This is a genomic window from Kitasatospora sp. NPDC043950, from assembly GCF_056435345.1.
The window spans coordinates 87,816-100,695 of the sequence record NZ_JBWKER010000022.1 but is presented as its reverse complement, the minus strand read 5'-3'; the positions used below and the strand labels follow the sequence as shown (position 1 = coordinate 100,695).

Here is a 12,880-nt window from a genome sequence, read left to right as displayed (position 1 = left end):
GTGCCGGTCCGCACCAGTGCCGGTCCGCGCCAGGCCGTGACGCACCGGTTCGCTCAGCCGGTCACCTGGATCCAGCGCGCGACCGACGGGGTGCCGGCGGCGTCGGTCAGGAACAGCATGTACCAGCCGGGCGGCAGCAGGTTGGGGTTGGCGGGGAGCGTGAGCGAGACCCCGTCGGCCGTGCGACCGCTGATGTCCAGGGCCACCGACCGCTGTTCGACGTCGGTCACGTGGGTGACCGAACTCGGCCGGATCAGCTTGGCGGTGGCGACCGCGTCCGGCCGGGCGGTGCCGATCCGCACGGTGGTGCCGAGCTTCGCGGCCCCCGGCGCGGCGGCCACCTGCGGGCGGTCGCCGTGGAACAGGTACGGCGGGGTGTAGATCTCGATGCGCTGCTCGAAGCCGCCCGGTGTGGTCTCGGCCTTGTCCGCGAACAGCGGGTTGGAACCGAGCACGGCCACCCGGCCGTCCGGCAGCAGCAGCGCCTCGGAGTGGTAGTTGCGGCCGACGGCGGGCTCGGCGGCGGTGCTGAAGCTGTTGGTGTCCGGGTGGTACACCTGCGCCTTGAGCAGGTCGCTGGCGCCCCGGCCCCGGTAGCCGCTGGAGCCGCCGGTGGTGAACACGGTGTCGTCCGGGAGGATCACGCTGTTCAGGTAGCGGGTGCCGCCGGCCGGCAGGTCCGGGCCCGGGGTGAAGGCGGGCTCGGCGGCGGAGAGGTCGACGATGTCGGTGCGGGCGGTGGACAGCGGCGACTCGCCGACGCCCCCGCCGCCGAGCACCATCACCTTCTGCGCCTGCGCGGGCGGCAGCAGCACCGAGGACGAGGTCTCGGTGAGGGCGGGGTCGCGCAGGCCGGGGACGGGCTGGAAGCCGTTGTTCGACAGGTCCCACACCCCGGGGTCCCGGCCCTTGTCGGCCGGGCCGTAGCCGGCGTTCGAGCCCGAGTAGAAGAGCTTGCCGGAGGCGGTCAGGAAGATCGACGGGTAGGTCGGGAAGTAGCGGTCCGGGCCCTTGGACCAGGTCTTGTTCTTCGGGTCGTAGATCTCGTTGTCGTTGCCGTTGAGGATCTCCCCGGTGTCGTCCAGGCCCGAGACGGTGACCACCCGTCCGTCCCCCAGCCCGGTGAGCGTCGGGTACCAGCGGGCGTACGCCATGTCGGTGACCTGCTCGTAGAGCTCGGTGTCCGGGTTGAACTCGAACGCGGAGCGGATGCCCTGGTACTCCTGCTTGTCCAGGGTCAGCTTCGTGCTCTGCCCGTACAGGTTGTGGGCGTCGGCCCCGGCCAGGCCCTTGATCCGGTACTGGGCGGGGGAGTCGGTGACGTAGTCGGCGCCCTCGCCGACCGCCTCGACGAACACGTGCTGCTCGCCGGCGGTGACGACGGTCTGCTTGCCGGCGCCCGTCTTCACCGCGGCCGGGACGGTCACCGGCACGGTGGAGGCGTACTCGCGCCCGTTCGGGCCGACGAAGACGGTGCCCTTGGGGAACGTCCTGGCGCGCTCGGGGCTCTCGTTGCGCACCCGCATGACGCCGGCCGCCCTCTTCACCACGCCCGCCAGCTTCTCGTACCGCTGGGTGCCGCCGGCCACCAGGACGCGGCCGTCCGGCAGCGAGGCGTGGCCGCCGCAGAACATGTCGGCCGGGGTGGGTATCAGCTTGTAGGTGTTCGCGGCCGGGTCCCAGAGCAGGCTGCGGAAGCTGCCCGCGTCGAAGCGCTTCTCGTCGTTGCCGGAGCCGGCCACGATGAGGACCTTGCCGGTGCGCAGCAGTGTGGCGTGGACGGCGTTGACCCGGAACTCGGCGGGGAGCGTGAGGGTCTGCCAGTGGCCGTACTCCGCCTTGTAGTCGGGGCGGTTGATCACGTACTGGTGGTACTGCTGGCCGGCGAAGCCGAGGACGGCGGGCGCGTTCATCCCGGCGACGGTCAGCGCGACGGTGCTGCCGAGGGCGAAGCGCTTGGTCCGGCCGGTCTTGTGGATCTTCACGGTGGTTGGTCCCCTCGTGAGGTTCGGTAGCTCGTGAGGTTCGGGGGTGCTGGCGGGTCGCGGCTTCAGCGGGTGGTGGTGCGCTCCGCCCGGTCGGGCACTGCGGGGGTGCCTGGCGGCGCGGCCGGGGTGACCGGTGCGGCCGGTGCGGCCGGGGCGGTCGGTGCGGTCGGGCCGCGCCGGGGATCGCGGGCGTGTCGGGGGCGGCGCTTCTCCAGGACGACCCTCGGGGTCGCCGCCGGACCGCCGGTGACGGTGAGCGTGGCCGTGGGCCGGGCGCGTCGGCGGCGGATAGCGTCGCCGGCCAGCACCAGGATCGGCAGCACGGTCAGGACCAGGGCGATCCAGGCCCAGGTGCGCATCGCGACGTGGTCGTAGCCGGTGAAGAAGGAGGCCGCTATCGCGCCGCCGAACACCAGCGTCCAGAACAGGTGGAAGCGGAAGGTGCTCACCCGGTCCGCGCTGGCCGAACGGCCCTTCGGCGTCACCACGAAGCGGCTGCGCCGCCGCAGCAGCGCCTGCACCAGCGAGGCCGCGTAGACCGGGCCGCAGAGCGCGGACATCAGCATGCCCGCGACCCCGGAGGAGCCGGCCGGCTCGTGCGGGCTGACGTTGTGCTTGCGGTTCCAGGTGTAGAGCAGCAGTTGGAGCGCGGCGGCGTCGCTGTACAGCATCATCCAGATCTCGGAGGACACGTGGACCCCCGAGGCGCCGAACACCAGGTAGAGCACGCTGGACAGGCCGCCGAGCAGCCAGGTGAGCGCCGCCATCGGGTAGAAGCCCACCATCAGCGAGTAGTTGAGCAGCCGCCCGGGCGACAGCCGCCAGAGCACCCGCCAGTACTGGGTGAGCAGGGTCTCGTAGGTGCCGCGGCTCCAGCGCAGCTGCTGGGAGAAGAAGTCGGTCCAGGAGGACGGGCCCTCGCCGACCGCGAGCACGTCCGGGGTGTACACGGATTTCCAGCGTTCACCGGTCTCGGCGTTCCGGCTCCGGTGGAACTCCAGGCCGGTCGCCATATCCTCCGTGATGGAGTCGTACAACCCGCCGATCGACTGGAGCGCACGGATTCTGACGGCGTTGTTGGTGCCGACGAACATGGGCGCGCCGTAACGGTTTCCGGCGCGCTGGATGAGTGCGTGGAAGAGGTACTGCTGGCTCTCGGAGAATTTGGTGACGGCCGATCCCGAGCTGCGGTAGTTCCCGTACACCTGGGGTCCGACCACGAATGCCACGTCGGGGTCGCGGAAGTAGCCGAGCATCCGCTCGCAGAAGTCCGGCAGCGGGACGTGGTCGGTGTCCACCGAGACCCAGAAGTCGTAGTCGTCGCCGTGCGCCTGCAACCAGGCGTTGTAGTTGCCGTGCTTGGTGCCGGTGCGGAACCGGCCCTTGGGCTGGTTCCAGTACGGGCGGCCGAAGCGGCTGAAGTGGCGGACGCCCAGCTCGGTGCAGAGCGCCCGCATCGCAGGATCGTTTCCCTCGTCCAACAGCCAGACGTCGTACGGGCCGTCGTGCCGGACGGCGCGTGCCGCGACCAGCGTGGCCCGCACCATCTCCGCCGGCTCCTTGCCCGGCACGCAGGCGGTGACGAACGCGACCCGGGTGCCGGACTCCGGCGTCACCGGTATCGGATCGCGGGCGACGAGCGTGGCGTGGGTGTTGGACACGACGTTGACCAGCCGGAACACCTCGACCACGGCGATGATCCCGATCATCACCTTGTCGCCCAGCAGTACCAGGGCGTGCGTCTCGCCGGGGCGCTCCGGCCAGTGCTCCGGCAGCAGCAGCCAGACCAGCAGCACCACCTCCACCAGTGGGGCCGCCACCATCAGCAGGGCGGCGCGGATCCGGTGCGGCTCGCGGCGCAGCAGGCTGCGGTACTGGACGCGGTAGGGGGCGGTGGGGTCGGCCTCTTGCGCGGCCTCTTGCGCGGCCTCCTGCGTGGCCTGGTGCATGGTTTCCTGTGCGGCCTGGTGCGCGTGCCACGGTGTCGGCGGGGCTCCGTGGTGGGCGGGCTCGGGCCGGTAGACGCCGCCGCCGAGGTCGTCCTCCTCGTCCGGGTCGTGTGCCGGGCCGGCCAGCCGACTGAAGTGACCGTAGTCGTACGGGGCTTCGGGTACGGGAACGGCGGCCAGGTCGTCGTCGAGCCGCCGTCCGGCGCCTCGCCCGCGGGCCGTCCCGGCGTCCTTCTGTCGCGCGAACGGCATGGTCATCGTCTGCTCCCCCCGGCCGGGGCCCGGCCGTGGCGGCGGGCCCGTTGGTGCGTGTTCAGACCGGGGGTATGCGATCCGCCGTCCTGCGGCGCGCCTGGCCGGCCGCGTTCGGCGGGGCTGGTCCGCTCCCCCCGGAGCCTTGCTTCGCCTTGCCTCTTGCCTCGAAAGCCGTCCCCGTGAAACACCGCCCGGTGGACCGCCGTTGTTTCCAAGCGGTTTTCGGGCCGTCATTCGCGTCATGCGTCTGCTCGCGCCGGTGGGCGTTTGCGAGCGGAATTCATTGCGCGCCTGCCGGGGACTTCGAATGCGGATCCCGGTGCGCTCCCGGCTTCCCCTCCGGGCACGCGGGATCCACGGCGCCCCCAACTCTCCCGGAGGGCAACCGTGATCGCAACCCGTCTGGGAAATGATCACTGCGCAAGCGTGAAGATCCCACGGTTCCCGGCCAATCCGCACCGCGGTGGTGCTAATGCGGCGAATTCGGCGGGCGGGGCGGCGGTAGTGGCGCCACGGAGGCAAAGCGAACGGCCGGACCTCCCCGACGGAGGTCCGGCCGCTGCCGCGGGGCGGGGCCGGTGCGTCCGGTCCGGCTGGTGCTGGCCGGTCCGGTCGACCCGGTCCGGTCAGAGCCGTGGAAGGAGGGCGGCGCCCGTCGCGGCCTGGACGTCCGCGAACCCCGCGCCCGGGGCCGTCTCCACCACCCGCAGCCCGTCCGGCGTCACGTCGATCACGGCCAGATCGGTCACGATCCGGTTGACAACTCCGCGGCCGGTGGCGGGAAGTGAGAGCTCATCGACGATCTTCGGGAAGCCGTCCCGGGCGGTGTGCTCCATGACCACGATCAGTCGGCGGGCCCCGTGCACGAGGTCCATCGCGCCGCCCATGCCCTTGACCATCTTGCCGGGAATCATCCAGTTGGCGAGGTCGCCGGCCGCCGAGACCTGCATGGCGCCGAGCACTGAGACGTCGATCCGGCCGGCCCGGATCATGCCGAAGGAGAAGGCCGAGTCGAAGTACGAGGCCCCGGGGGCGACCGTCACCGTTTCCTTCCCGGCGTTGATCAGATCGGCGTGCTCCGTGCCCTCGGCCGGGTACGGGCCCACGCCCAGGATGCCGTTCTCCGAGTGCAGCACCACCTCGACGCCCGGCGGGAGATGACTGGGGATCAGGGTGGGCAGGCCGATGCCCAGGTTCACGTACTGGCCGTCGCGCAGTTCGCGGGCGGCCCTGGCGGCCAGGGCGTTGCGCGGGTCGAGGTCGGGCTGCGGACGGCGGACGGGGTGCGGGTGGTGGAAGGCCTGCGGTCGGTGGGCGGTCTGCGAGGTGGGCGCGGGGGCCGGGGTGCTGGTCGGGGTGGGCATCGGTTCAGGCCTCCTGGAGTGCGGGGCGGACGGTCCGGCGCTCGATGCGGCGGTCCGCGGGATCGGCGGCCACCACCCGGTCCACGTACACGCCGGGTAGGTGCACGGCGCCCGGGGCGAGCTCGCCCGCCTCGACGATCCGGTCCGCCTCGACCAGGGTGATCCGGCCCGCCGTCGCGCAGAGCGGGTTGAAATTGCGGGCGGCGGCGTGGAACACGCAGTTCCCGTGCCGGTCCGCCACCTCGGCCCGGACCAGCGCGAAGTCCGCCGTGATGGCTTCCTCCAGCAGGTACCGGCGGCCGCCGAACTCCCGGACCTCCTTGGCCGGTGAGGCCAGCGCCACCGAGCCGTCCGCCGCGTAGCGCCAGGGCAGCCCGCCCTCCTCGACCTGGGTGCCGACCCCGGCCGGGGTGTAGAACGCGGGGACGCCGGCGCCGCCGGCCCGCAGCCGCTCGGCCAGCGTGCCCTGCGGGGTGAGCTCCACCTCCAGCTCGCCGGAGAGGTACTGCCGGGCGAACTCCTTGTTCTCGCCGACGTACGAGGACGTCATCCGGGCGATCCGGCCCGCCCGCAGCAGCAGCCCGAGCCCCCAGTCGTCCACCCCGCAGTTGTTCGAGACCACCTGGAGGCCGGTGGTGCCGGTGTCCGCCAGGGCGCCGATCAGGGTGCTCGGGATGCCGCAGAGGCCGAAGCCGCCGACGGCCAGCACCGCGCCGTCGGGGATGTCCCCGACCGCGTCGGCGGGGGAGTCCAGGACCTTGTCCAAGGGATCACCTCGTGAGGAGTGGGATACGGGAGAGAGCACGCCCGGGCCGGGCCCGGTGGGAAGACCCAGCGGGATGGCTCGGCGGGAAGACCCGGCGGCCGCCGCCGGACGGCTGCCGAGCCCCTCCACCGTCACCGGACGCGGGCCGCCGCAGCCATGGCGGCTCCCGCCATGGGCGGGTACGAGCTCGTGTCGGCCGGCCACACCCGAACGTCCGGGGAACGGCGCCGCCCGGGTGGTATGTCGGCCGGAGCCACATCACGGTGGGGCGATGCGTCGCCCGGGCACATGTCGCCAGTCCCACCGCACACCTACGGTTCCGGCATCCACCCCGCCGCACCCTCAGGAGTCGGTCACCATGCGCAGCTCGACAGCCCCCACTCGGCCCGCCTCCGGCGCCCGCCCGGGCGAGACCCTGACCGGCGGCCCGGCCCGGAAGCTCGCCGCCGTCGCGGCGTGCGTCCTGCTCGCCGCGGGCTGCGCCAAGGCCGGCACCGCCGGGACGGTCTCGGCGGACGGCGGTGGCGCGAAGAGCCCGGTCAAGGTCGGCCTGGTGTACTCCAAGACCGGACCGCTGGCCGCCTACGGCAAGCAGTACCTGGAGGGCTTCAAGGCGGGGCTGAGCTACGCGACCAAGGGCACCGGCGCGGTCGACGGACACAAGGTCGAGTTCGAGGAGCAGGACGACGCGGGCGACCCGGCCAAGGCGGTGTCCGCTGCCAAGGACCTGATCGGCAAGGGCTACAAGGTCCTGGCCGGTTCCACCGCTTCGGGCGTCGCCCTCCAGGTCGGCCCGATCGCCGCCCAGAACAAGGTGCTCTTCATCAGCGGCCCGGCCGCCGCCGACAAGGTCACCGGCTTGAACAAGTACACCTTCCGTTCCGGCCGCCAGTCCTTCCAGGACATCCGCACCGCGGCCTCGTTCATCGGTGACGCCAAGGGCAAGAAGGTCACCGTGCTCGCTCAGGACAACGCCTTCGGGCAGGCCAACGTGGCTGCCGTCAAGGCCGTGCTCGGCGCCCAGGGTGCGACGGTCGACCAGGTGCTCGCCCCGCCGAGCGCCACCGACCTCACCCCGTTCGCCACCCAGGCCAAGACTGCCAAGCCCGACCTGCTGTTCGTCGCCTGGGCCGGCGACACCTCCTCGGCGCTGTGGACGGCGCTCAACCAGCAGGACGTGTTCGCCGACACCAAGGTCGTCACCGGCCTGGACCTGGCCGCCTCCTACCCGCTGTTCGGCCCGGCGGCCGAGAAGATCTCCTTCCTGAACCACTACTTCGGCGGAGCCGCCGGCACCCCGGTGGAGAAGGCCATGGACGAAGCCGTCACCGCCGCCGGCGGGAAGACCGACATCTTCACGCCCGACGGCTTCACCGCCGCCCAGCTGATCGTGCACGCCGTCGAGGCCAACCACGGCTCCGCCGACGACACGTCGGCCCTGGTCAAGGCGCTGGAGGGCTGGAGCTTCGACGGGGTGAAGGGGCGTACCACGGTGCGTGCCGAGGACCACGCCCTCCTCCAGCCGATGTTCCAGGCCCGGCTGACCGGCGCCGGGGCCGCCGCCAAGCCCTCGGTGGAGAAGGCCCTGACCGCGGACGAGGTGGCGCCCCCGGTCACCCCGATGGCGGGCTGATCCCGATGCCCGCTCCCACCGCCCCCACTCCTTCCGCAGCCGGTTTCCCGGCCTCGGCCACGGTCTCGCCCGCCCCGGTGCTGCGGCTGGACGGACTCGGCTGGTCCGTCCGCGGGGTGCCGATCGTCGAGGACGTCTCCTTCTCGGTCGGCGAAGGCGAGTTCATCGCCTTCATCGGCCCCAACGGCGCCGGCAAGACCTCCCTCTTCAACCTGATCTCCGGCATCTATCCGGCGAGCCACGGCAGCCTCCACCTCGACGGTGTGGACGTCACCGTCGAGGCCGTGCACGCCCGGGCGCGCCGCGGCCTCGGCCGCACCTTCCAGACCTCCTCCCTCTGGCCGGGGATGACGGTTGCCGACCACGTCCGACTGGCCGCCCAGGCGGCGGCGGGACCGCGCGCCTCGTACCGGCTCTGGCGCCGTGCCGACCGGTACCAGGAGCAGCTGGCCGAGACCCTCCACCGCACCGAACTCACCCACCGTGCGGACACCTTGGCGGGCGCGCTCTCGCACGGCGAGAAGCGCAAACTGGAACTGGCCGTCCTCCTCGTCTCCGATCCGCGGCTGATCCTGCTGGACGAGCCGATGGCCGGGGTCAGCGCCGAGGAGGTACCGGCCCTCACCGAGCTGATCCGGTCCGTGCACCGCGACCTGGGCCGGACCGTCCTGATGGTCGAGCACCACATGGACGTCCTGCTCGGGCTGGCCGACCGCCTCGCGGTGATGCACCACGGCACGCTGCTCGCGCTGGACACCCCCGAGGCCGTGATGGCCGACCCGACCGTGCAACAGGCCTACCTGGGCGAGGCGCTGTGACCTCCTCTCCGCTCTCCTCGCCCGTCTCCACCTCTGCCTCTGCCTCTGCGGCCGTGCCTACGCCTCCTGCCGTCCCTCTCCTCTCCGTACGCGATCTGCGGGTGGTCATCGGCGGGTTGCACATCCTGCACGGTGTCGACCTCGACGTGGCCCCCGCCGGGGTCACCGCACTCCTCGGCCGCAACGGCGCCGGCAAGACCACCACCGTCAAGGCCGTGATGGGCCTGGTGCCGCGCACCGGAAGCGTCCGCTTCTCCGGTGTCGAACTCGCCTCCCTTCCCACGCACCTGGTGGTCCGTCATGGCATCGGCTACGCGCCCGAGGACCGGGGAATCTTCGCCGGCCTGACGGTCGCCGAGAACCTCCGCCTAGCCGAGCGCGCCGTCCGGGGCGGGGGCGAGGCGGACGAGCCGAACTATCCGCTCGTCCACGAGCTCTTCCCCGAACTCAAGCAGCGGGCCGGCCAGTTGGCCGGGACGCTCTCCGGCGGCCAGCAGCAGATGGTGGCGATAGGCCGGACGCTGCTCAACCGCAACCGGTTGATCATCGCCGACGAGCCCACCAAGGGTCTGGCGCCGAAGATCGTCGCGGAGGTGGCCGAGGTGCTGGCGCGAGCGGCCGAGGCCGTGCCCGTTCTCCTGGTCGAGCAGAACCTCGCCCTCGTCCGACGGCTGGCCGGCACCTGCGCCGTCCTGGCCGACGGCCGTACCGCCCACCGGGGCGACACCGCCGAGCTGTTGGCCGACGAGGAGGCCGCCCGCCGCCTGCTCGGCGTCGGCTCCCGTCACCCGCTCGCCGGCGGACCCCGGCCCGCCGCTTCTCCGGCCACCCCTGTCGTCACCGCGGAGGTGAAGCCCTGATGGACACCGTCGTTCTCCTCTCCTGTACCGGACTCGGTCTTGGTGCGCTGTACTTCCTGGTCGCCTCCGGCCTGTCGTTGATCTTCGGTCTGATGGACGTGCTCAACTTCGCGCACGGCGCCCTGCTCTCCATCGGCGCCTATGCCACCTGGTGGGCAGGCACCGAGGCCGGCCTCTCCTTCTGGCTCGCAGTGCCGTTCGGCACCCTGGTCGGAACGGCCGCCGCCGTCCTGCTGGAGCTCTTCCTGATCCGCCCGCTCTACAGCCGGCCGCGCGATCAGATCCTCGCCACCGTCGGGGTCGGGCTCGCCGTGCCCGCCCTCCTGATGGGGGTCTGGGGCGCGGACGCCCGCCCCTTCCCCCAGCCGGCCGTGCTCTCCGGCACCTGGCACGTGCTCGGTGCGACCGTCCCGGTCAACCGCTTCGTGCTCGTGGCCGCGGCCGCGCTGCTGCTGCTCGCTCTTCGGTTGTTCCTCGCCCGTACCCGCTACGGGCTGATCGTCCGGGCCGGCGTCGAGGACCGGGCGATGGTCACGGCGCTCGGCATCGACGTCCGGAAGGCGTTCACCCTCGTCTTCGCCATCGGCGGGGCGGCCGCCGCGCTCGGCGGTGCCCTCGGTGGCCTCTACTTCGGTTCGGTCAATCCCGGCCAGGGGACCGGGCTGCTCATCTTCGCCTTCGTCGTCGTGGTGATGGGCGGCATGGGCTCCGTCACCGGGGCCGCCGTCGCCTCCGTGGGCGTTGGTCTCGTCCAGCAGTTCGCCAACTACTACACCGGCGCCGGGCTCGGTGACCTCTCGGTCGTCGTCCTGCTCGCCGTGCTGCTTCTCGTCCGACCCCGTGGACTCACCGGGAGGCTCGCGTGAGCGCCGAAACTCCGATCACGAGCACCGGTGGCCCCGCGGCCGACCGCAGCGCCGCCACCATGGCAGGGGGGACTGACACCAGCCCTGCCATGACCGCCATGCTGGCAGAGGGGACTGACACCAGCTCCGCCAACACCGTCACTGTGGCAAGGGGGACTGACACCAGCCTTGCCGGGACCCATTGTGAACACACGACCGACCTCGGCGCCATCCCTCGAACAGGTGATTCAGTCACTAATCGCTGGACACCGGTGCACAGAGCGCTACGCTGGTGGCCGATCGCCCTGCTGATCACGCTCCTTGTCGCCCCATATAGTGCGCTTCCCGTCCCGGGACTGCTCGACGGCCCGCTCGGCAGCCCCGGCAGCCTGCAACTGCTCGCCCTGTGCCTGCTCTACGGGGCCCTCGCCTCCGGCTACGACCTCCTGCTCGGCCGTACCGGACTGCTCTCCTTCGGCCACGCTCTCTACTTCGCGACCGGCCTCTACGCCACCGACCTCGGCATGCTGGAACTGCGACTGCCGTTCGCCGCCGCGGCGGTCTTCGGCGTCGCCTGCACCGTCGCGCTGGCCCTGCTGCTCGGCTCGGTGAGCCTCCGCGTCACCGGCATCGGCTTCTCCATGGTCACCCTCGCCTTCGCCCAGGCCGGCTCGATCCTCGTCCAGCGCAACCCCGGTGGCGTCACCGGCGGTGAGGAGGGCCGCTCCGCCCCGGCCGACCTGCTGCCCTCCAGCCTGCTCGGGATCGAGAACACCGCCAACCTCTACTGGATCGCCGTCGGCTACCTGGTGCTGACGGTCGCCGTGGTCCACTGGGCCGTCAACTCGCCGGCCGGACGGGTCTGGGAGGGGATCAAGGAGAACGAGCGCCGGGTGGAGGTGCTCGGACTGCGGCCCTACGGCTACAAGTTGGTCGCCTTCGTCCTCGCCGGCGGCCTCGCCGGGTTGGGCGGGGTGGTCTACCTGCTGCTGACCGGCGGCGCCACCCCGCAGGCCGCCGGCTCCGACGCCACGCTCGCCCTGCTGGTGATGGTGGTGCTCGGCGGCTCGGGGACGCGCTGGGGTCCGCTGCTCGGCGGTGTCCTCTACACCTGGGCCGGCCACCGGCTCGGCGACCTCGCCAACTCGACGACGATCGCGGACCTGCCCGCGGTCCTGCGGGTGCCGCTCTCCCAACCCCTGTTCCTGCTGGGCACCCTGTTCGTCGCGGTGGTCTACCTGCTGCCCGGTGGCCTGGCTAGACTGCCTGCCCGCATCCGCGCCGCCCGATCCGCCCGTGCGGTCCGCACCCCGGCCGCTGCCCGGACCGCCCGTCCCACCGGAGGTACCCCCGCGTGAGCCAGTCGCCCCTGAAGCCCGAGGAGTTGACCGTCGCCGTGCCCGGAGGGGAGCTGGCGGTCCTGCGCTGGCCCGCCGCCGAGCCGGACGCCCCGACGGTCGTGGCGGTGCACGGCATCACCGCCAACGGCCTCGCCTGGCACGAGGTCGCCCGCCAACTCGCCGGGCGGGTCACCCTGCTCGCGCCCGACCTGCGGGGGCGCGGCGGGAGCCGCGCGGTCGCCGGGCCGTACGGGCTGGCCCGGCACGCCGACGACGTGGCCGCACTGATCACGGCCCTCGGTACGGGCCCGACCGCCGTGGTCGGCCACTCGATGGGCGCCTGGATCACCGCCCTGGCCGCCGTCCGGCACCCGGAACTCGTCCGCCGGGTGCTGCTGGTGGACGGCGCGCTGACCTTCCCGCTGCCGGAGGGCATCCGTGAGGAGGACGCGCTGGCCGCGGTGCTCGGCCCCGCGCTGGCCCGGCTGTCGATGACCTTCCCGGACCGGGACGCCTACCGGGAGTTCTGGCAGCGGCACCCGGCCTTCGGGGCGGCCTGGTCGGCGGAGATCGACGCCTACACCCAGCGCGACCTGGTCGGCGTCGAGCCCGAACTGCGCTCCTCCTGCGTGCTGGAGGCCGTGCAGACCGACGGTGCCCAGGTCCTGCTGGACCAGGACGCGGCCACCGCCGTGCACCGGCTGCCTTGCCCGGCCGAACTGCTCTGGGCCGAGCGCGGCCTGCTCGACGAGCCCCAGGGCCTCTACGACCACCAGCGGATCGGACTGGCCGGGCTGGACCGGGAGCGGGTGCCGGCCTCGCTCGTGCCGGACACCAACCACTACTCGATCCTCTGGGGAGAGTCGGGGGCCGAGCGCATCGTCCGCGGCCTGCTCGCGGACGTCACCGCCGCGGGGTAACGGGCCCGGCCCCGACGACGGCGGGCGGCGGGGGCCGTCCCCCCCCCCCGCCGCGCCCTTCTCGTTTTTTCCTTTCCTGTCCCCCCCCCTTCCGCCCCGGCGCCCAGGGAGAGTTCCCCAACACCCCTCCGCGCCCTGCCGA

At 72.5% G+C, this 12,880-nt stretch carries 10 protein-coding genes; 6 read left to right on the top strand and 4 right to left on the bottom strand.

Translation table 11 applies throughout. The features are described from left to right. Nucleotides 1-53 precede the first annotated feature (53 nt). The 4 genes from glxA to AC07BF_RS16945 form a co-directional block, all read right to left on the bottom strand. The gene (gene glxA, locus AC07BF_RS16960; RefSeq protein ID WP_478333547.1) at nucleotides 54-1,985 is read right to left on the bottom strand and encodes a radical copper oxidase GlxA; all 1,932 of its coding nucleotides are present in this window, start codon (nucleotides 1,983-1,985) and stop codon (nucleotides 54-56) included. Between the two features lie 65 nt (nucleotides 1,986-2,050). After that, complete coding sequence (locus AC07BF_RS16955) at nucleotides 2,051-4,195, bottom strand: glycosyltransferase family 2 protein (protein ID WP_478333546.1); 2,145 nt, start codon at nucleotides 4,193-4,195, stop codon at nucleotides 2,051-2,053. A gap of 623 nt (nucleotides 4,196-4,818) precedes the next feature. Next, nucleotides 4,819-5,556 (bottom strand): 3-oxoacid CoA-transferase subunit B, encoded by a 738-nt coding sequence (locus AC07BF_RS16950; RefSeq protein ID WP_478333545.1) that lies wholly within the window; start codon nucleotides 5,554-5,556, stop codon nucleotides 4,819-4,821. 4 nt (nucleotides 5,557-5,560) lie between these two features. Beyond that, complete coding sequence (locus AC07BF_RS16945) at nucleotides 5,561-6,322, bottom strand: CoA transferase subunit A (protein WP_478333544.1); 762 nt, start codon at nucleotides 6,320-6,322, stop codon at nucleotides 5,561-5,563. 358 nt (nucleotides 6,323-6,680) lie between these two features. On the opposite strand from AC07BF_RS16945, the gene AC07BF_RS16940 reads away from it, so the two are divergent. The 6 genes from AC07BF_RS16940 to AC07BF_RS16915 all read left to right on the top strand — a co-directional run bounded on the left by AC07BF_RS16940 (nucleotide 6,681) and on the right by AC07BF_RS16915 (nucleotide 12,738). Beyond that, on the top strand, nucleotides 6,681-7,955 hold the full coding sequence (locus AC07BF_RS16940; RefSeq protein ID WP_478333543.1) for a substrate-binding domain-containing protein: 1,275 nt from the start codon (nucleotides 6,681-6,683) through the stop codon (nucleotides 7,953-7,955). A 5-nt stretch (nucleotides 7,956-7,960) separates the two neighbouring features. After that, the gene (locus AC07BF_RS16935; RefSeq protein WP_478333542.1) at nucleotides 7,961-8,773 is read left to right on the top strand and encodes an ABC transporter ATP-binding protein; all 813 of its coding nucleotides are present in this window, start codon (nucleotides 7,961-7,963) and stop codon (nucleotides 8,771-8,773) included. 53 nt (nucleotides 8,774-8,826) lie between these two features. Beyond that, nucleotides 8,827-9,633: an ABC transporter ATP-binding protein gene (locus tag AC07BF_RS16930; protein WP_363583664.1), complete on the top strand. Its 807-nt coding sequence runs from the start codon at nucleotides 8,827-8,829 to the stop codon at nucleotides 9,631-9,633. Beyond that, nucleotides 9,633-10,499, top strand: a complete 867-nt coding sequence (locus tag AC07BF_RS16925) for a branched-chain amino acid ABC transporter permease (RefSeq protein ID WP_063349260.1) — start codon at nucleotides 9,633-9,635, stop codon at nucleotides 10,497-10,499. The genes AC07BF_RS16930 and AC07BF_RS16925 overlap by 1 nt, the downstream gene beginning before the upstream one ends. A 251-nt stretch (nucleotides 10,500-10,750) precedes the next feature. Beyond that, on the top strand, nucleotides 10,751-11,836 hold the full coding sequence (locus AC07BF_RS16920; protein WP_363628143.1) for a branched-chain amino acid ABC transporter permease: 1,086 nt from the start codon (nucleotides 10,751-10,753) through the stop codon (nucleotides 11,834-11,836). Then, the gene (locus AC07BF_RS16915) at nucleotides 11,833-12,738 is read left to right on the top strand and encodes an alpha/beta fold hydrolase (RefSeq protein ID WP_478333541.1); all 906 of its coding nucleotides are present in this window, start codon (nucleotides 11,833-11,835) and stop codon (nucleotides 12,736-12,738) included. The genes AC07BF_RS16920 and AC07BF_RS16915 overlap by 4 nt, the downstream gene beginning before the upstream one ends. Nucleotides 12,739-12,880: the final 142 nt, after the last annotated feature.

What these genes read in the sequence shown, in the direction of transcription:
- AC07BF_RS16955 (WP_478333546.1), bottom strand. Translation starts at nt 4,195, where the DNA reads ATGACCATGCCGTTCGCGCGACAGAAGGACGCCGGGACGGCCCGCGGG.
- AC07BF_RS16935 (WP_478333542.1), top strand. Translation starts at nt 7,961, where the DNA reads ATGCCCGCTCCCACCGCCCCCACTCCTTCCGCAGCCGGTTTCCCGGCC.
- AC07BF_RS16925 (WP_063349260.1), top strand. Translation starts at nt 9,633, where the DNA reads ATGGACACCGTCGTTCTCCTCTCCTGTACCGGACTCGGTCTTGGTGCG.
- AC07BF_RS16950 (WP_478333545.1), bottom strand. Translation starts at nt 5,556, where the DNA reads ATGCCCACCCCGACCAGCACCCCGGCCCCCGCGCCCACCTCGCAGACC.
- AC07BF_RS16940 (WP_478333543.1), top strand. Translation starts at nt 6,681, where the DNA reads ATGCGCAGCTCGACAGCCCCCACTCGGCCCGCCTCCGGCGCCCGCCCG.